This window comes from Rhizosphaericola mali (genome assembly GCF_004337365.2).
Taxonomy (GTDB): domain Bacteria; phylum Bacteroidota; class Bacteroidia; order Chitinophagales; family Chitinophagaceae; genus Rhizosphaericola; species Rhizosphaericola mali.
This window is the reverse complement of record NZ_CP044016.1, coordinates 2959251-2979418: the sequence shown is the minus strand read 5'-3', so window position 1 is coordinate 2979418 and position 20168 is coordinate 2959251. Positions and strand designations below refer to the sequence as shown.

Annotated in this window: 12 protein-coding genes; 6 read left to right on the top strand and 6 right to left on the bottom strand. The window is 34.4% G+C overall.

Going from position 1 to position 20168, the window contains the following annotated elements:
• Positions 1 to 3: 3 nt before the first annotated feature.
• Positions 4 to 2025 carry a DUF5689 domain-containing protein gene (locus E0W69_RS12800; protein WP_131330444.1) on the bottom strand — a complete coding sequence of 674 codons (2022 nt, stop codon included), beginning with the start codon at positions 2023 to 2025 and terminating at the stop codon, positions 4 to 6.
• Between the two features lie 9 nt (positions 2026 to 2034).
• Positions 2035 to 4521 carry a TonB-dependent receptor gene (locus E0W69_RS12795; RefSeq protein ID WP_131330443.1) on the bottom strand — a complete coding sequence of 829 codons (2487 nt, stop codon included), beginning with the start codon at positions 4519 to 4521 and terminating at the stop codon, positions 2035 to 2037.
• Positions 4522 to 4581: 60 nt separating this feature from the next.
• Between E0W69_RS12795 and E0W69_RS12790 the strand changes: the two genes are divergently transcribed.
• The 4 genes from E0W69_RS12790 (at position 4582) to E0W69_RS12775 (ending at position 10490) form a co-directional block, all read left to right on the top strand.
• Positions 4582 to 5619, top strand: a complete 1038-nt coding sequence (locus E0W69_RS12790) for an endonuclease/exonuclease/phosphatase family protein (protein WP_131330442.1) — start codon at positions 4582 to 4584, stop codon at positions 5617 to 5619.
• 30 nt (positions 5620 to 5649) lie between these two features.
• Positions 5650 to 6075, top strand: coding sequence for an RNA-binding S4 domain-containing protein (locus E0W69_RS12785; RefSeq protein WP_131330441.1), 426 nt, complete (start codon positions 5650 to 5652; stop codon positions 6073 to 6075).
• Between the two features lie 82 nt (positions 6076 to 6157).
• Positions 6158 to 8956 carry a TonB-dependent receptor domain-containing protein gene (locus E0W69_RS12780; RefSeq protein ID WP_131330440.1) on the top strand — a complete coding sequence of 933 codons (2799 nt, stop codon included), beginning with the start codon at positions 6158 to 6160 and terminating at the stop codon, positions 8954 to 8956.
• 52 nt (positions 8957 to 9008) lie between these two features.
• Positions 9009 to 10490, top strand: coding sequence for a hypothetical protein (locus E0W69_RS12775; RefSeq protein WP_131330439.1), 1482 nt, complete (start codon positions 9009 to 9011; stop codon positions 10488 to 10490).
• A 52-nt stretch (positions 10491 to 10542) separates the two neighbouring features.
• Here E0W69_RS12775 and E0W69_RS12770 read toward each other — a convergent pair whose 3' ends face one another.
• Together E0W69_RS12770 and E0W69_RS12765 are read right to left on the bottom strand one after the other, a co-directional pair.
• Entirely contained in the window at positions 10543 to 12192 is a 1650-nt protein-coding gene (locus tag E0W69_RS12770; RefSeq protein ID WP_191967837.1) for a RagB/SusD family nutrient uptake outer membrane protein, read from the bottom strand.
• 2 nt (positions 12193 to 12194) lie between these two features.
• Positions 12195 to 15575, bottom strand: coding sequence for a SusC/RagA family TonB-linked outer membrane protein (locus tag E0W69_RS12765; protein ID WP_131330437.1), 3381 nt, complete (start codon positions 15573 to 15575; stop codon positions 12195 to 12197).
• A gap of 269 nt (positions 15576 to 15844) precedes the next feature.
• On the opposite strand from E0W69_RS12765, the gene trmD reads away from it, so the two are divergent.
• Entirely contained in the window at positions 15845 to 16519 is a 675-nt protein-coding gene (gene trmD / locus E0W69_RS12760; protein WP_131330436.1) for a tRNA (guanosine(37)-N1)-methyltransferase TrmD, read from the top strand.
• A gap of 12 nt (positions 16520 to 16531) precedes the next feature.
• On the top strand, positions 16532 to 18157 hold the full coding sequence (gene ade / locus E0W69_RS12755) for an adenine deaminase (RefSeq protein WP_131330435.1): 1626 nt from the start codon (positions 16532 to 16534) through the stop codon (positions 18155 to 18157).
• Here the strand turns inward: ade and E0W69_RS12750 are convergent, their stop codons facing one another.
• Positions 18158 to 19042 (bottom strand): hypothetical protein, encoded by an 885-nt coding sequence (locus E0W69_RS12750; protein WP_131330434.1) that lies wholly within the window; start codon positions 19040 to 19042, stop codon positions 18158 to 18160.
• Positions 19043 to 19051: 9 nt separating this feature from the next.
• Positions 19052 to 20143 carry an anhydro-N-acetylmuramic acid kinase gene (locus E0W69_RS12745; RefSeq protein WP_131330433.1) on the bottom strand — a complete coding sequence of 364 codons (1092 nt, stop codon included), beginning with the start codon at positions 20141 to 20143 and terminating at the stop codon, positions 19052 to 19054.
• Positions 20144 to 20168 lie beyond the last annotated feature (25 nt).

The window sequence follows — 20168 nt, the reverse complement described above, 5'->3', positions numbered from 1 at the left end:
TGATTATTGAATTTTTCCAGAAATTTTCACATTATTTAGGGAAAAACTACCACCTGTCGTTTCAGAATTGAAAGCATAAAATCTAAAGGAAATAGATTTATTCAAATTCTGAAAATTACTTCCTAATTCTAAAATGCAATTGGAAATGCTAGTATTGGTGGCCCTATCTGCAATTTGGAAAATATTTCCTTGGACAATTCGTACTTTTTCCCCGACGTAACTTGATGCGATATCATTTTGAAAATTATCCAAACTAGATCTTACGCTCCATTGTCTTGGCCCTGTTGCTGATCTTTGAATGGAGAATGAGAAATTGTCCAAATTTAATTGCGCATTTTGGTCAGGTGTAAAAGTTACTTCATAATATTTGTTCAAATCAATAACTCCCGTAAAATCATTGCTTGCGCTTGTAGCACCTGTTGGCCAATTGGTAAAAGAAAATCGTCCGCTTGCTGATGGATTGCTATTCAGACCAATCGCTCTAAAATTACCACATTGTAAATTAGTTACTATTGGCGCTGGCGTGGGATCAATCGTCCCAGAAATAGTAGTTACATTGCTAAATGTATAATTCACTTCTATGTTATGAGCGATTATAGTCGTGGAGTTTTGATAAGAAATATCTTCATTTGTTCGAGTCACTAATTGAATTTTTCCTGCATTCATGGTTAAATAACCCGTGATTGATAAGATATTTCCTTGTGGTAAATTATAACCAGCGGAGGATTTTACGAACGTTTCCATAGAACCTGTGGCATCCATCAAAGTATAACTGCGCCCAGAACTACTCACCGTGGGAGTAGAAATGGTCACATTTGAAAGTTGAACTAAAGAGTTGTTCCACTTAGAAGCACTATCGTAAATTTGGTAAATATTAGTAGGTTTGATAACCGTATTTATAGGAGATGTCGTATATAATTTATCTGCTGAAATATTCGTAATCTCTAATTCATTACTAAACATTTCTAAAGTTGAGCCGCCAAGGTCTAATACTAAATTGGCATTTAATTCGATGGTTGGAATTTTTGTACTGTATAAAATAATTCCATTTCCGAATTCATCTTGCAATTTATAGTTTCCATTCGCTTCATTTTTATAGTTAGAAATAACTTTTGCTTTTATCACTGTACCATAAGGAATCGTTATAGATTTATTAGAATAAAGGTTTTTAACTGTTGCGATACTTGTGATCCTATTCGTATCTGCTAATTGTTGATTGCATCTATCATTTTGGAAATTAAGATCGCTCGTATCTCTGATGATGATTTGTTTAGTTGTGTTATATATAGAGTAAATACCTGTTATAGTTCCATTTCTCGCTGGAGTTTTTACATTAGCAAAATTAGAATAACTACTATTGCGTAATTGTATATCTTGTCCTGTGCAGGTACTGAGTAGATAACTGACTGCGCTGGTTAATTTACTAGTATCTGCTAATGTCTTATTCACATCACTTTCTGCAAATTGAATATTATTTATTTGAATCAGACAACTTTGCAAAGAATCATATAATTCGGTTGTTAATTGTTCGGGTTCTACAAGTTTTGGTATTACATTATTATTAAAACTTCCTTTTAAAATATACTGATCTAATAAAGGATTGGCAATACTGCTTAATTGAGGATTGTAAGCTATGCTACTATCAATGCCGCCACCAATTTGAATTGTATTTCCATAGTCGCCAAGATATAATCCCTTTAATTTTATATATATTTTTCGGCCGATAGGATACTCGCTGTAGTTGTTGTAGCCTCCAATTTTTAAAACGATACCACTCGTATGATCTTGTAAAATGATCGTTTGGTAAAAATTACCGCTTTTGTCATCTGCGGTGATTATTCCACTAATAACTTCGTTAGTTGTAATATATTCAAATTTTCCTACTGTATGCAAATGTTTTAATTCCATGATTGTTATAGTTGCGGTTGCAGAATCATAAGATAGTTGTGGTATGTCATATTTATTAGAACAACTATAAAACATAGTTAGGATAAATGAAATTGCAAATAAGGCTATAGTCTTCATAAATTTGTTTTATAAGGTGATTGAGGCGGAGATATAAATATTTCTACCAATAGCATAATTATATTTATTCGGAAATTTATTGATGTCATAACTTTTAAGATCCATGCGCATTTGTTCATAACCCGAACTGATTATATTTTTGGTATTGAGAATATTATTGCAAATGAAGAAAAAGCTGATAGTTTGGACTTTGTTTTTTTCGTATATGGGAATGGAATAGGAGTATAAACTATTGAAAAGTATACTATTGTTTAATTTTTCCTGGTGTGTAATGGAATGGATAGATTCGTTTTGCGTAATAGGGTTTAAGTCTTGTAATAATAGTTGTGTTCTGCGATAGGGATTAATACTTACGTACCTATTTTGAAAATAATTTCCGATGAATCGAATACTCCATTTATAGCCATTGCTGTAGTTGGCAGCTAAAGCGTATAGATTGTTAGGGCTTGTAGGAATATGTAAATTTTTTAAATAAACGGTTTCGTTGGAAAGTGTTGTGGTATTATTTTCTGACGATACAAGTAGTTTGGGGTTATTTCGATATTTATTATTAGACAAGGCTACAACGCCTGTCGTAGAAAAATTGGGTGTAAACTTATATTCTATTCCAATCTCTCCGCTATAGTGCAGTTTTTGGATATTACTTAAAATGTACGAAGCAAAACTTTGATAATAGTCGTCATAGAAATATCTATTTTCATTCGCATTTTTGATTAATGTATAATAAGTGTTTATTTGTAATTTGATTTTGCTATCATTTTTTATATAGCTCAATTCGGTGGTTTGGATATGGGTATTTTTTACTTGATTGTTTACAAAATCTCTTGTATTGGGATTGATGAATACACTGTTGACATTTGGTGGTTGGTATAAATTAGCGATAAGTATTTGAACGTAATTTTTTCCATTAATTGCATAGTTAATGCCTAATTTGATATTTACATTTGAAAATGAGTAATTAGGCGAAATTGTTTTTGAATTATTGGGAAATAAGCCATTTTGAAAATATCCTTGTCTTTTTATTTGATGTGTAAAATAATCTGCTGCGAAGGAATAGTTCCATTTGTTTTTAGTCCAGTCAAGTTGTACCCAAGTATTTTGTTCGGATAAATTAATAGCAAAATCGTAGCCATATTTTCCATTTTTATAAATTTTCTCATTTGGAAATTCAACATTATTTTGAATAATGGAGGTATCTGAGGGATAGCTCTGTTCGATGTAAGGATTTATATTTACCCAATATTTAGCACCAAGTAAATCTTGTATTTTTCTAAAGTTTCTATTATTTTGATATCGGATAGAAATACCTGCGGTTAAGTGTAGGTTATTAGTAACGAAGGCTGTAATCGTTGAATTAGCGGTTATCATAGTCGTATTAGTTCTTCTCTCACTCAAAATATACAATGCCCTTTGATCAGAACTAGACTGATTTATAAGGTAAAGCTTATACCAATTTATTTGCAATGCTTTTGGATTGTTGGCATAAAATTTTAATAGATTTTGATATTGTGTTATGTCAGTATTTTTATAATAGGACGGTAGATATCTGTAATAGTCAGGTCTTGGATCTGGCGCATTATACCAATCCAAACCAGAATTACTGGAATATCCTTTGGTTATGGAAATGCCATGATGTAGTTGTATATAATTATTTATGCGGTGGTTATCCGCTAATATAATTGTTGGTAAAAAGTTTTTATAGTTGTTTGCATTTCTCTTTTTCCCATTATCCCAACCCCAAGTGGGATTGTAATAATTAGAATTGGCTAATTGATATACTTCTTTCGTTGTTGCGCTTTTAGCTGCAATGTTTGAATATGCTGTTAAGGTAGCAAAGGTTAATATGTGTTTTTTTATTTTTTTATCAATAGCGACGTATAATGCTGGATTCATACCGCTAGTTCCTGGAATATATCCATTTGTACTACCACGAATATTTATCGCCAATGAAAATGCATACCCATTTTTCTTAAAGCCAGAATTGTAAATAATGTTTATTTTTTGATCTAATATTTTATTATTGTACGCATAGGTAATTTGCTTAGTTGGACGTTTATTGCCCGCTGTAATGTCAAAATTATTATGAGTTCCAATATTTCCAAATGTAAAACTATTAAAATTGATAGTGTTGCTATATTCCAAGCTACGTAATGTATTATTTAAGCCATAATAAATATTAAAAGGTGTACTATGATTATCTAAAGTATTTATCGGGATATGGTTGATATAAACCTCATTGTAATTACTCTCATAACCTCGATATCTATATCTTACTGGAAAGAAACCAAATGTCAAATTGTTGGGAATAATATTTTTTCCTGAGTGAAGCATTGGTGGTGTATAATTCTCACCCTCGTTATAATCGTTTTCGTTTTCCAATATGGTTAGATTATTGATTTGATTTATGAGAACACTATCTGTATTTTGACTATAAATACAGATAGTAGGAGAAATGATTATCCCAAATTGCAGTAGTTTTTTAAGTATGTTTTTCATGTAGTTTCGGTTGTTTTAAAATTAAGAAATTTATTTTAATTTTATAAAAGAAATTAACCTATGAGAAAAATATTATTATTTCTGCTTGTATTAATATTTGGGAGATGTTATTCCCAAAGGACAAAATTGCTTCCGCTTATAGTTGCTTTTTACAACTCGGAGAATTTTTATGATACGATCAATAACACAATGATCCGTGATGAAGATTTTTTAGAAGATGGAGCGCATTTGTATAATGGAAAAGTTTACAAAGAAAAATTAGATCATATCGCGCAAGTATTACATGATATCGGAATTGATCAGCAAAAAGCAGGTTTTTCTTTTATAGGCCTAGCGGAAATTGAAAACGACACGGTATTAAATGATTTGGTGCAACATCCTTTGTTGAAAGAACGCAAGTTACAATTCGTTCATTTTGATTCGAAAGATGCGCGTGGCGTTGATGTTGCTTTAATATTTAATCCGTTATTTTTTAAAGTGGAAAAAGCTTATCCAATTTATGTCCCGCATCCAAATGGTTCTAAGCAAGCTCATTTTACAAGAGATATTTTATATGTAAAAGGCAAACTATGTAATGAAACGATACATATTTATGTAAACCATTGGCCAAGTCGTTATGGTGGGCAACAAAAAAGTATCGCGGCTCGTAATAGTGCTGCAATAGTTTTGAAGAAAAATATAAATACAATTTTGAACTATAATTCTATGGCAAAAATTATAGTTATGGGTGATCTTAATGACGATCCTAAAGATGAAAGTATTTATAATACTTTAAGAGCGGTCGAATTAACTAAGTTGTCTGATAGCAATTATTTATACAACCCATGGATTGAAAAATTAAAAAAAGGTAGAGGTACATTAGCTTACCAAAATACTTGGAGTTTATTTGACCAAATAATTGTTACAAAAAATTGGATTTCACCAAATCAAAAACTTTATTATAAAAGTGCCAGTATTTTTCGTCCAAATTATTTAGTGGAACAATCAGGAAATTTGAAAGGTTATCCGCTTCGTACCTTTTCTGGGAATAATTTTCAATATGGTTATAGTGATCATTTTCCCGTATTTGTCACGTTATTGTACGCATTAGAAAAATAATTTTTACTTTTGGTATAGAAAAATGGCATTATGGCGGATTCAGAAAAATTAAGAGTGGACAAATATTTATGGTCTATACGTTTATTCAAAACGCGTAGTCAAGCTGCAGATGCATGTGATAAGGGGCGGGTTAAAATCGTACTTAACAATAGTGCGATGGGGCCACAAACGGTCAAGGCTTCTCGGAATGTCAATCTTAATGAAGTATATGAAATTAAAACTGAGGCTCGCAAATGGGTAATAAAAGTTACTGGGTTATTGACAAAACGCGTAGGATATCCTGATGCTATTAAAAATTATGAAGATATCACACCAAAAGAGGATTTGGATATTGTAAAATATGCGCCAACTTCTTTCCATACAGGAAAACGTCTTAGTAAAATAGGACATCCATCCAAAAAAGATCGTCGAGATTTAGAAACTTTCATGGATGGAAGGCCGGAAGAGGATGAATAATAATTTTTGGTAACATTTTATTAACCTCGGCGTAACATTTAGGTAATATTTGCATGACATCTTTGCGGCAAATAAACCAAACATGCTTTCTCCCAATAACCGTCTTCGGTTCGGATTTTTTGTAATTGCTTTTTTTGTAATTGGTATTCTTCATGCCCAAAAAGCAAAAGTATCAGGTAGGATATTAGACGAAAGTAATCATCCAGTTGTTGGTGCAACTGTTATTTTTCAGCCAAGTAACGTAAAAGTACAATCTGATATAGATGGTTACTTTGTTGCGACAATGAATGCTGGTAAATACAATGTAACTATAACGTCGGTTGGTTATGCAACTCAAAATTTGAATGATTTTGAAGTTAAACTACGAGGCAATGATGATCTGCCAGTCGTATTGCAAACTAAAGTAGACAATCTCGAAAATGTAACAGTAAAGTCCTCTTCTGCTAGGAAAGAGACTGTAAACGCATTAATTCAATTTCAAAAAAATACCAATACAGTAGCTTCTGTTATTTCAGCTGAGGCAATTAGACGTTCACCTGATAGAAATACAGGTGAAGTCCTAAGACGCACACCAGGTGTAAGTTTGCTGGATGGAAAATTTTTAGTAGTTAGAGGGCTCGCCGATCGTTACAATCAAGCGATGTTAAATGGCATATTGTTAACCTCAACAGAACCAGATCGTAAAACATTTTCATTTGATATTATTCCTGCACAGATGTTGGATAATATCATCATCAATAAAGCTTTCGTGCCGGAGATGCCTGGTGAATGGGCAGGCGGTTTAATCCAAGTAAATACCAAAGATATTCCCAATAAAAACTTTTTCAATATTCAAATAGGTACTGGGGCAAATGCACAATCATTTGGTAAGGATTTTTATAAGCAAAAGTCTGGTGGATTAGATTGGTTGGGAATCGATAATGGCTATCATAGTACACCAAGCGGATATACAACTAAAAATCAATTTAGATTATTAAGTGCTGCGCAAAAAAATGAGATTGGTAAAAACATGAATGATGATTGGATGGCGCGTATTGGTAAAGGCTCTCAGAATATTATTCTTCAAGCAAATGGTGGATTTACAGGTACATTATTTGGAAAAAAAATAGGCGGAGTTTTTGGGCTTAACTATTATAGGAACAATAGTATTACCCAAATGATTAATCAAGACAACGTCGTTGATGGCAACGGTGGTTTTGGTACACCGAATAATTCATGGATGGATAATCGTTATAACCAATTGACTACGCTTGGAGGATTGGTTGGGCTATCCATGCAGTTGAATAATAAAAATAAAATTTCCCTCAAATCATTAATTAATGTCAATACAAATAGTTATACGATATATCGTAAAGGTATTGACTATGATAGAGGTGGTACTGAAGCTGGAGAAGATGGATATGGTGAAGAAAATTCATTTAAACAAAATACTTTCTTTACCACCCAATTATTAGGCGAACATGCTATAATTGATCCATTAAAATTAAAATGGTATGGTTCCTTTAGTATTTTAGATGCGTATAGTCCTGATCAACGTAGATACATGTACTATCGTCCCGCAGGTACAGATAATCCTTATGAATTAAGTATTGGGTCTGGATATGATATCAGAAGTAGTAATAGATTATTCCAAAGTTTGAGTGATTATATCTATACTGCAGGAGGTGATCTTTCCTATAACTTCAACATGTTGGGTAATAAGCAAACTGTAAAAGGTGGCTATATGTTACAAGTAAAGGATCGCTTATATGATGCGACGATGTTTATTTATCAGTTGGTTGGAGACAATGCTTCATTGCGCCAAATGAATCCTGATCAAGCATTTGCTTCTTCCAATTTAGGGACAAATCCTGGGCAACTAGAATTTTCAATTTTGCCAAATAGTGATTTGCGATATATGGCAAATACCATTTTAAATGCGGGCTATGTACAATTTGATAATCAGTTTACAGATAAGTTGCGTGTTGTTTGGGGCGTAAGGATGGAAAACTATGATCAATTGGTTGGTTCAAATAAAACTTGGTCTAATAAATTTAATCATACTAAAAAGACCGATTTCTTACCAGGATTAAATGCGACGTATAAATTAAATAATCTGACTAATTTGAGATTGTCTGCCTCTCAAACGGTGATTCGCCCAGAGTTAAGAGAATTGGCAAGTTTGGCATTATACGATTTTGAACTAAATGCAAGTGTAAGTGGTAATCCTGCTTTGGTAAGAACCAAAATTACCAATTTGGATTTAAGATATGAATTGTATCAAAGAGCTGGTGAATTGTTTACGCTGGGTGCATTTTACAAGCATTTCAAAAATCCAATAGAGCAACAGATGGAGCAAGGTGGTCAAAATCTTACTTTTAGAAATACAGATAAAGCCAACTCTTATGGTGCGGAGTTGGAACTTAGAAAAAAATTAGATTTCGTAAATGCATTGCGCCACTTTACTTTTCAAGGAAATACGGCATATATCTATAGTCGTGTAAAAGATGCATCTCGGAATATTAATCGTCAAATGGTCGGTCAATCTCCTTATCTAGTGAATATGTCTTTAATGTATGATCTGGAAGAAAAAGGTTTCTCAACTACCTTAATGTACAATCAAATAGGAAAAAGAATTTATATGTTAGGTGATTTGGATATGGCTGGAGGTCGTCCAGATGTATGGGAAGCAACAAGGCCTGTGTTAGATCTACAAGTAGCTCAAAAAGTCTGGAAACAAAAAGGCGAATTTAGACTGAGTGCTTCTAATATTTTGAATAATACACTCAAGTTTTACCAAAATGCGGATGATAAATCCTCTTATAAAAAAGGAACTGATCCTTTACGTTTTTCAAGAAAATACGGAACCAATTTTAATCTAACATTCAACTATAATTTATAAAACTTATACAAAGAATAAATTTTTTACAACAAATATTAAATAAATAGAAAATATGAAAAAGTACGTTTTGGGTTTGGCTACTGTTATTGCTCTGAGTACTGTTGCTTGCCGTAAAATAGAATCGGATGGAGAACCATTTATTGTAGAAGTTCCAAGTGGAGATGGAGGCGGTACGACTACTGGAAAAATCGTAAGATTGACAGGGAATATTACGAGTGATACAACTCTGAGAGCTGCTGATAATAATACAATTTCTGGATTTGTATATGTAAAAAGTGGTGCTACTGTTACTGTAGAAGCCGGGGCAACGGTAAAAGGTGATTATTTAGCTAATCAAGCATCTACACTTGTTATAGAAAGAGGTGCAAAAATAATTGCTGTTGGTACAGCAGATGCTCCAATTGTATTTACTTCTTCTAATCCTAATCCTGTTTCTGGAGATTGGGGAGGTATTGCACTTTTAGGCAAAGCAAGTATTAATGCCAATAATGGTGGAGCTTCTGGGCAGCATCTTTATTTTCCCGAAGGCGGTTATAGTACGGCAGCGAGTGGTCCATACGCTGGAAACGGTGATGCAATAGCGCCGACTGCAGTGGATGATGATAATTCTGGGACAATGCAATACGTTCGTATTGAATATGCAGGAAATGCGTATTTGCCTAATCAAGAAATTAATAGCTTGACCTTATGCGCTGTTGGTAGTGGTACTACGATTGATCATATTCAAGTTTCTTTTGCAAAAGATGATGCGTTTGAGTGGTTTGGAGGTACTGTAAATTGTAAGTATTTGATTGCGTATAAAACGCAAGATGATGATTTTGATACGGATAATGGTTATAGTGGTTCTGTACAATTTGGTTTGATTATTAGAGATTCATCTATTGCTGACGTTTCTAAGTCAGAAGGATTTGAAAGTGATAATGATGCTTCTGGAACCGTAAATACACCACAAACGAAAGCGGTGTTTAGTAATGTTTCTCTATTCGGACCGAGAGCAACTGCTGCGAATATTGGAAATAGTAATTATTTGGGTTCAGCTATACAGATTCGTCGTAATTCTTCTTTGTCTTTATATAATTCTGCCATAGTTGGATGGACGAATGGTATATTGATTGATGCGAGTACTGGTCGTGCTACAGATTTGAATATTGGTACTTCTGCTGGTAATGATAGTACTCTTCGTATAAAAGGTAATGTTGTTTTTACAAATGGATTTGGTTCTGCGATGGGGTATTCTGCTAATGCAACACCTACGGGAATGACCGCAGCAATTTTGAATAATTGGTTTACAGCTATTGGAAATAGAGTTGTGACGACGGCTCCCGAAGCAAATTTTACTCGTCCATTTGATTATGCAAATCCAGATTGGACGCCAACTGGAAATTCACCATTGATGACTGCTAGTGGTGTTAACTTTACTGATGCGCTAATAACGAGTCGTGCATTTATTGTTCCTGTGACATTTGCGGGAGGTTTGTCTGCTGGTGGTGAGTATGCTACTTGGCATAAGGGTTGGACAAAATTTAATTATTAATATAGTTTCATTCTAAAATAAAAGCCTCGCAATTATTTGCGAGGCTTTTATTTTACCAACCTAGATTTTGTGTGAGATTCTCATCGTTGCCGATATCATTGGTTGGGAGTGGAGTTAGATAATCCTTTTGAGGATCGAACTTTCTTAATGCTGCGGATTGGACTATGATATATCTATTTTCATCCAAATTGGGATTACTCGGAATATTGGATTGTTCATTTGCAAATATTTTCGATCCTCTAACGGCTAATGGAAGTACATTTTCAGCAATTTTCCAACGGATAATATCCCAATAGCGATGATTACCTTCCAAAGCAAATTCAACTCTACGTTCTCTTCTTATTTCATCCAACATATTTAGTCCATTACTACTGACGAAGCTATTTGTTAAATCCGGCATATTGACTCTTTTTCTGAGCAGATTTATGGTTGTATTTAAAACATTATCTGAAATAGAACCGTTGCGTTCGTAGGTAGCTTCTGCATAGTTTAATAAAATCTCCGCATAACGAATAATAATATTATCGACATAACTGGCATTTAACCCAAAATCACTTGGGATGAAATATTTTGCAGTTTTGTATCCCGTTAATGTGAATGAAAATGTGGGTTGGTAGTCCGAACTTATATACCAAAGGTCTTTATTAAATACCGTCATTCCTAGTCGAGGATCTCGATTGGTAAATTCTGCCATTGTTGAATCCTGTGTTGTGCTATAAGTTGTTTTGCCTATTGGCAATCCATCTTTATATAAATACGCATCCATTAAACTCCTAGTGGCACATGTGTAGCCAGAATCAAGATTTTGAGTATATCGGTGTGATGCGATACTATTAAAAATGTTTTGTCCGTATAGACGCACAAAAATACTTTCTGAATTTGTGGCGCCATCTCCCGCATATTGGAATAAGTAAAAATAGCTACTGTCTTGTTTTGGACTATAATTAAACAAACTATATTGACCACTCGATATTAATTGTTGGGATGCATTGATAACTGTGTCAAAATATTTATTACTATAGCTTGTATTTTCTTCATGATATTTAGCCCAACTACCTTCAAATAAAGCGACAACAGATTTTAATGCAATGGTAGCTCCTGAGGAAATTCTTCCATAGTCTTCATTTTGCAAACTTTGGGCTGTTGGTAAATATGGTGCCGCGTCAGTAAGATCTTTTAGCGCGGAATCGATGACAATATTTCTATTAGTTCGATGTGCTTTCATTAATGTATCAGCGTCAGTGAAAGTTCTGAGAATAAGAGGAACATCTCCAAATCTTTTTGTTAGCTCAAAATGAAAATAAGCTCTGAAAAATTTGGCTTCTGAAATATATCTATTAATTTCTGCAGCATTTCCTGTAACATTAGTAGCTTTTTCGATAATATTATTTGCTATTCGAATAGCTGCGTAGGATCTTGACCAATCGGAGTTAGAACCGGTAACGACCCGACTGCCATCGCTGATGTCATTTGGTGCTAGTCCATATGCATTATCTGAACGATTATCGTAGCCGTTACTTTCCATTCCTGGTAGGTAACTATACAAAGCATTACAAGCTAATTTTAGATCATTTGGATTTTTCCAAAAAGTAGCATCTGATAATTGAGATTCTGGTGTCTTATCTAATTGTTTATTACAAGAAAAAACAAGTAAACTTCCAGATAAAAGAAATAGTAAATAATTTATAGTAAGCTTTTGCATGATTAGAAGTTTAGGTTGATTCCAAATGAATAATTTTTCATGAGAGGATATCTCCATGGATTCCCTGCTGCGGTTTCTGGATCAAGTGATTTTATCCAAAGGTTGCTTTTGGTCCAAAGGTCTTGACCCGTAAAGAATATTCTCAAACTTTGAACTTTATATTTTGCTAACCAACTATTGGGTAATGTATATCCCAGTTGTACATTTTTTAGTCTTAAATACGCGCCATTCATTAACCAATACGAGGAAGAAACGGTATTCTGTGTGCCATTCAAATACATTCTTGGAAATCTTGCATCTTTATTATTTGCAGTCCAATAATCCAAACTATAATCTAAAGGCATAACTGAAGAAGATGAATATGCGTACAAATCATTAATGGAAGGCATGAATACTCTTTTGCCTACACCTTGAAACATCGCAGAAAAATCAAATCCTTTATAATTTGCACCGAAACTAAACCCATATATATAGTGTGGATACGTATCACCTAATTTGACTAAATCCCCAGAAGAACCTAAACGACTGTTGCCAACAGTAATGGAGCCGTTGCCATCAATGTCTTCATATTTGATATCTCCAGGGCCGGTTGTAGTTCTGAATAGTGGCGAACTAGCAACTTCAGCGGCTGTTTGAAATAAACCTTGGGCTTTGAATCCCCATATCGTATTAATGGGCTGACCTTCTATAATGTAGTTTTGTCCTGCTTGTACCGCTTTTGCACCACCATAAGCAATCACTTTATTGGTATTATTGGAAATGTTGGCATTTACCCAGTAACTAAATTCTTGCCCAATATTATCTTTCCATCCAATAGCAAATTCCCATCCCTTAGTTTGGAATTTTCCTTTATTGGAAGAGGATGGCGTTATTCCCATAAATGCTGGATAGGCTGGAGTCATCAGCATATTATCATTATTTCTAACATAGTAATCAGCGGTGAATGTTAATCGGTTTTTCAACATGCCAACATCTATCCCGATATCTTTAGTATCAACAATTTCCCATGTTTTATTAAGTGTTGGTAAAATTTGTTGATAATAAGAAGGTGTTCTGTTGTTATTAAATGGATAATATTCCCCATTGACAAGCATGGAAAAATAATCATAGTTGGAGATCACACCATTTACTCCGTCAGAATTTCCCAATCTTCCCCAAGAAGCTCTGATTTTGAATTCATTAAAAATGGGAAGTGCTTTTTGAAACCAACTTTCCTGTGCTAATCGCCAACCTACAGAGAACGAAGGAAATGTTTTCCAACGATTATTTGGGTCCAATCTAGAATTACCATCTGCTCTGACCGTAGCTTGAAACAAATATTTACTATTATAATTGTACTCAAATCTTCCAAAGAAAGAAGACATTGCCCACTCTTGTATATCTTCTGAGTTGGTAGCTTGAGAAGGATCTCCAATGTTTAAGGTAAATAAATCATTGGAAGATAAATTTCTAGCGATAGCGACTGTATTATTTTGACTATAATTTTCAAATGCGTAACCTCCTAATACGTGAAAGGAATGTTTGTATATTTTCTTATCATAGTCTGCTAGTAACTGAATATTATTGGAATAAGTTAAGTTTCGATCTTTTTCATAGGAATTAGGATTATTTAAAAATCCTACATTTTCTGTGATATTATATAAGGAAACTGTACGCTTGACAATTTCATTTCCTTCAATCGTGTAGCGACCTCCATATACTGCACGTAACATGACACCTGGGATGAAATCTTTTGCCCTCAATTGGAACATCGTTGTTAATTCTTCGAATTTGTTGTCCGTCGCGCCTCCATCTTTTAAATAAGGATATGCATAGTTGGCAGATTGATTGAAAATATAGTTTTCTGTATTCGGAACATAGATGGGAAATCGAGTTGGACTAGAATATAAATAATCAAAAATACCATCACCTCCATAACTTGGAGAAGTTGTATACGTTTTTCGATACGCTATTTTTGAAGTGATATCAAATATATTATTCAATTCATGATTATAGTTAAATCTTAGATTAACTCTATTGGTAGAATTTTCTCCTACTTTAAAAAGTCCGTCTTGGTCGTAATATCCAAGAGAAAAATAGTAGTTGTCTTTATTCGTCCCACCACTAAAGGAAAGATTATGTGTAGATGCCATGGCACTATTTTTTACCATCAAAGGGATTTGATTCATATCATAGTAATAGTCATAATTGCTTGGATCTGTCGCGGATATTTGATAGTTCGTGTTGGGATCTTTCATCCAATTGATTTGTTGATCTGTGTAGATTTGGTTTTGTCCCGCATTAATACTCGCTTCATTAGCTAATTCGGCTTCTTGCCAACTATGAATTCTGTCTGGGCGTTTGACGGATTTTTGTACGCCTATCATTGTATTATAGTTCACATGAAATCCACGTTTCCCTCTTTTGGTAGTAACTAATACAACTCCACCAGCAGCTCTTGCACCATAGATGGCAGCTGCGGAGGCATCTTTTAATACGGTGACAGATTCTATATCATATGGATTTACGGTTGTGATATCTCCATTTACTCCATCCACAAGTCCTAACAAATTACCTCCGTTTACGGAGGTGTATCCGCGTGTTTGAAGTGTAAATCCTTCTTTGCCAGGTTGTCCAGAGGATCGATTGACGATAAGACCAGGACTTAAACCTTGCAAACTTCCGATTAAATTGGTCGTAGGTCGATTGATTAATTCTTTTGATTTAATAGTAGCTACAGCACTCGTAAGATCTTTTCTATTTTGAGTTCCATAACCCACAACAACAACATCTTCTAAGTTATCCTCTCCGAAATTACTTTTTTTACTAGTCGTGTCAGACGGAGAGACCAAAGTGATATCTTTTCGTACTCTTTTCGGTGTCAATACTAGCGAGGATGTGTCCGAGCGAGGGACATAGAATAAAGAATTGTGTTTATCCGAAGCTACAAATACCGTATCTCCTTTTTTGATGTTTATCCGAAATAATCCACTTGAGTCTGTGTGTGTACTATCACCAAATGTATAAACTAAAGCATTGGCTATTGGCTGATGTGAAGTGTCTCTTACCAAACCTCTAATATTCAGACTATCACTTTCTATTTCTGGAGGTGGTGCTGCAACCATTAATATCGTTGCGTGTTCTGATTGTGGTATATAACCATTGGTATAGTAGCCTTTTTTTGCTATAAAAACAGAGTCTCCTGATGTGACATTTATTTTATATTTCCCTGCCGTATCAGATAAAGCAGTGTCTTTTGTTGTAAATATTATTGCACTATCTAAAAAAATACCATTAGTATCTTTTACTGCGCCATTGATATGCAAAATTTTCGGTTTTTGCTGGGCTTGAGCATTTTTCCCAAAGCATAATAGTAGTAACAGGACATATAGTCTTACGGACATAGGTATATAATTTTCAATCAATACGTCAAACGTTGATTAATTAAAAAATCGGATAAAATAATAAGCCTTGTGATTGTATTATTTGAAAAGGGAAATGTGATAGCAACTTAAGTATATATTCAAATAAAATAACAATCTATCCATTTTGGTGTGCGTAATATTTTGGTCTGACGCATGCTGGATCTATTTGTGAAAACAAAGAACGTACCAAAAAGCGAATAACTGTTTGGATAGATTTGATTAGCAAATGATTGTATTATCTTTGCCTTATGCAAATAGATATTTTGACCGTTGTTCCAGATTTGTTGGCGAGCCCGCTTTCTCATAGTATTATAAAGCGTGCTCGTGAGAAGAATCTTCTGCAAATAAATATTATACATCTACGAGATTGGGCATTGAATAAATATGGTCAAGTCGATGATTATCAGTTTGGCGGTGGCGCTGGTATGGTGATGCGTTGTGAGCCTTTGGCAAATGCTATTGATGATTTGCAAAAAGAACAACCTTATGATGAGATTATTTACGTGACGCCTGATGGGAAGCAACACAATCAACAAATTGCAAACGAACTTTCACTAAAAGAAAAAATATTAATTATTTGCGGTCATTATAAAGGCATTGATCAACGAATCCGCGACTTGTATGTGACTAAAGAAATTTCTATAGGAGATTATGTATTGAGCGGAGGCGAGTTGGCTGCGGCGGTTATTGTAGATAGTGTTGGTCGATTAATTCCTGGTGTTTTGGGTGATGAAACTTCTGCCTTGTCCGATTCATTTCAAGATAATTTGTTAGCGCCACCCGTTTATACGCGTCCCGCAGAATTTCGTGGGTTGAAGGTGCCGGACGAACTGATGACGGGCAATCCTAAAATAATTGATGCTTGGCGAGATGAACAAGCATTGAAGCGCACCGAAGAAAGACGTCCAGATTTATTACAATAAAAATTTAGGAAAATGCAATTGAAAGGAAATATAGTCGATATAGAAAATAAAAGAATTTATCCTGGTGAAGTAATATTTGAAAATGGAAAAATTACAGCCGCAAACGAATTGAAAGGAGAGAAGTTTGATTCCTACATTTTACCTGGATTTGTAGATGCGCACGTTCACGTGGAAAGCAGTATGCTGATTCCTTCAGAATTTGCGAGAATTGCGGTAACACATGGAACGGTTTCTACGGTCAATGATCCGCATGAGATTGCCAATGTTATTGGGATAGAAGGTGTGAAATACATGATTGAAAATGGGAAACAAGTTCCATTCAAATTCAATTTCGGTGCACCAAGTTGTGTTCCTGCCACCGTATTTGAGACCGCGGGAGCTACATTGGATAGTAAAGCGGTTGCCGAATTATTGGCAAGTGATGATGTGAAATATTTGGCAGAAATGATGAATTTTCCTGGCGTCTTATTCAAAGATCCTGAGGTATTGGCTAAAATTGAAGCCGCTCATAAAGCAGGCAAACCCGTTGATGGACATGCGCCAGGATTACGTGGGGAAGATGCTGCAAAATATGCTGCGGCAGGTATTACCACAGATCATGAATGTTTCACAGCTCCAGAAGCTTTGGATAAATTGGCTGTTGGAATGCATATTTTGATTAGGGAAGGAAGTGCCGCCAAGAATTTTGAAGCTTTGATCGATCTTTTAAATGATTATCCGGATAAAATCATGTTCTGCAGTGATGACAAACATCCCGATAGTTTGGTTCTTGGACATATCAATCAATTATGCCAAAGAGCTGTTGCGAAAGGAATTGATATTTTCAAAATATTGCAAGCGGCTTGTATCAATCCCGTGAAGCATTATAAATTAGATGTTGGTTTGTTGAAAATTGGCGATCCTGCGGACTTTATTGAAATAAAAGATCTGAAAGATTTTCAAGTTTTGAAAACATATATCGATGGGCAATTGGTTGCAGAAAATGGACAAACGAATATCGAATCAGTTACAGAAAAAGTGATCAATCAATTTGAAATCACAAATATTAACATAGAAGATCTTGCAATTAAATCCGAGGAATATCCTTCACAGGATGGAAAGATTCCAGTAATGGAAGCGCTCGATGGTCAACTCATTACGAATAAATTGTATTTCGAACCAAAATTGGGTGGTGATCTTATAATTTCAGACGCAGAAAGAGATATTTTGAAAATGGTGGTTGTGAATCGTTATTTTGATGCACCAGTAGCTAAAGCATTTATTAAAAATTTCAATTTCAAATCCGGTGCGATTGCCTCCACTGTGGCGCATGATAGTCATAATATTATCGCTGTTGGAGTAGATGATGAAAGTATTTATCGTGCTATTCAATTATTAATCGCTGCAAAAGGTGGTGTAAGCTGGGTAAATGGCGCTGAAGAGAAAGTGTTACCTCTGCCTGTTGCTGGTTTGATGAGTGAAAAAGATGGATTTGAAGTTGCAAAAGCATATACAGAAATAGATCATGCTGCGAAATCTCTCGGTTCGCAACTCAGTGCGCCGTATATGACATTAAGTTTTATGGCTTTGTTGGTGATTCCTCACTTGAAGTTGAGTGATAAAGGAATTTTTGATGGGGATAGTTTTAGTTTTTTATAACTAATTATATGTCCTTTTTTTTGCCAGAATTAATTGATTTACTCGCATGATTAGTTCTGGCTTAAATTTTTTGATCAGTGTATTTTCATCTATTAAAATATTAGGAACAATTAATTCTTCCCCATTTTTTAAGATGATTTTGATAAGTGAAAAACCTGCTAATGGGGTGCGTCCATTTGAAGAACCATAAACTTTTACTTTTTCAATATCTTTTTTTGCGTATTGTTTCATATCTGATTTCAATCCAAAATAAAAATATTCATTTCCACGACTAATAATTAAATTCCAATTTTTTGAATAAATGTAATAGTTTAGAAAAAAGAATAACGGTAGCCCTACAAATATCAAAAATACAATTGAAAGAAAAATTATAGGTGCAAAGGTCTTAGCGTTATTAACAGCTTTTATTAAAAGAAGTAAAAACGGAATGACAATAAAGCCAGTACCCGTTCTGAAGAAGAAGTAAATTAGGTTTCTTTTAGATGATAATCTGTAAAGAAAATCGTTAGTGACAAAATGTTTGGAACTATCGATAGACAAATAATTTTCATTTTTAAATGAGTTTGAATCTATCTTTTTACTTGTAAAATCAAGCAATATGGATTTGAACTCTTCAATGTTGGTTGCTGTATGTGTATATAACTTATTTGCTGTAGTTCGGTAATAAATGATAAATTTCCCATGGTAATAAAGTGCCAACTTGAGATAATTGCCTTCATTATCTTCTATAGTTACGGATGGACTTGTCAATCCAACTACAAAATAATCTCTTTGCTTTTCCCAAGGAAAATTATGAACTAGAGAAATGATTTCCTCTTGAGATCTTTCTTTTTCTTCAGAAAATTCTCCAGTTTCATAATTATTATATTGTAGTTTGGATATCAATGTTTGGAATTAATATTCTTGTCCCATCCAAATAGCACCACCAATACTATTTCTACTTGCGCCTGTCACGGTTGCTAATGTCGTATTTTCTTCTCTCCAACGTAAAAGACCTAAAAATGCCATGATGATTGCTTCTTTGAATGCAACGGTATCTTTTTCTGGGATGACCACTTCAATTCCGTATTGTTTCATAAAATAACTAATACGTTTGATTAAAAAAGCATTGAAAGCGCCACCACCAGTAATCAACATTTTATTGGAATTTTTGGGACGAGGATTGGCTGAAACCGCATAACCAATTTGCATAGCGATATGTTCGATATAGGTCGCCATGGCATCCTCTGTCGATAATTGCGCATTTTCGATAATTGGGAAAATTGTATCTGTACCGAAATCGTTTGCCAAGGATTTTGCTCCCGAATTTTTATAATAATCCAAACTATTTAACTTGGTTAATAAGGCGGTGTCTACTTTCCCCGCGGCCGCGATATTTCCGTCTCCATCAAATTCTTGTCCTTTTTTGGCAGCTAAAAGATTTAAAATACGATTTGCAGGAGCTACATCAAAGGCTATAATTTTATCCTCAGATTGAATGGAAATATTGGTAATGCCGCCAATATTTAAATAATATCCGTAGTCGGGAAAAAGAAATTTTTCACCCATGGGTACGATGGGCGCACCTTGTCCACCCAATGCAACATCCAAAGCTCTTAAATCACTGACCACATTTATATTTGTTTCGGCTGCAATGGCTGCGCCGTCTCCCAATTGTGCAGTGAATTGATTTTGTGGTTCGTGAAACGTTGTATGTCCGTGAGAAGCAATCATTTGCACGCGATGCTCCAAGTGGTTATTTTCTATAAATTCTTGGGTTAATTTACCCAAATAAAGACCGTATTCACTATGCAAATGCAGATAATCTCTTGCATTCATTTGCGTAGCTGATTGTAATTTATTTTTCCACTCATCAGAATATGCAATTGTATCTGCAGCTTCTACATTATAATTCCATTGACCTCTTACTTCTTCAAACTCGACCATTGCGATATCCAAACCATCTAAAGAAGAACCGCTCATTAATCCTATTGCTCTGTAAATCATTTTTTTACTATTTTCAATGCAAAAA

What these genes read in the sequence shown, in the direction of transcription:
- ade (WP_131330435.1), top strand. Translation starts at nt 16,532, where the DNA reads ATGCAATTGAAAGGAAATATAGTCGATATAGAAAATAAAAGAATTTAT.
- E0W69_RS12745 (WP_131330433.1), bottom strand. Translation starts at nt 20,143, where the DNA reads ATGATTTACAGAGCAATAGGATTAATGAGCGGTTCTTCTTTAGATGGT.
- E0W69_RS12765 (WP_131330437.1), bottom strand. Translation starts at nt 15,575, where the DNA reads ATGTCCGTAAGACTATATGTCCTGTTACTACTATTATGCTTTGGGAAA.
- E0W69_RS12795 (WP_131330443.1), bottom strand. Translation starts at nt 4,521, where the DNA reads ATGAAAAACATACTTAAAAAACTACTGCAATTTGGGATAATCATTTCT.
- E0W69_RS12790 (WP_131330442.1), top strand. Translation starts at nt 4,582, where the DNA reads ATGAGAAAAATATTATTATTTCTGCTTGTATTAATATTTGGGAGATGT.
- E0W69_RS12800 (WP_131330444.1), bottom strand. Translation starts at nt 2,025, where the DNA reads ATGAAGACTATAGCCTTATTTGCAATTTCATTTATCCTAACTATGTTT.
- trmD (WP_131330436.1), top strand. Translation starts at nt 15,845, where the DNA reads ATGCAAATAGATATTTTGACCGTTGTTCCAGATTTGTTGGCGAGCCCG.
- E0W69_RS12780 (WP_131330440.1), top strand. Translation starts at nt 6,158, where the DNA reads ATGCTTTCTCCCAATAACCGTCTTCGGTTCGGATTTTTTGTAATTGCT.
- E0W69_RS12775 (WP_131330439.1), top strand. Translation starts at nt 9,009, where the DNA reads ATGAAAAAGTACGTTTTGGGTTTGGCTACTGTTATTGCTCTGAGTACT.
- E0W69_RS12770 (WP_191967837.1), bottom strand. Translation starts at nt 12,192, where the DNA reads ATGCAAAAGCTTACTATAAATTATTTACTATTTCTTTTATCTGGAAGT.
- E0W69_RS12785 (WP_131330441.1), top strand. Translation starts at nt 5,650, where the DNA reads ATGGCGGATTCAGAAAAATTAAGAGTGGACAAATATTTATGGTCTATA.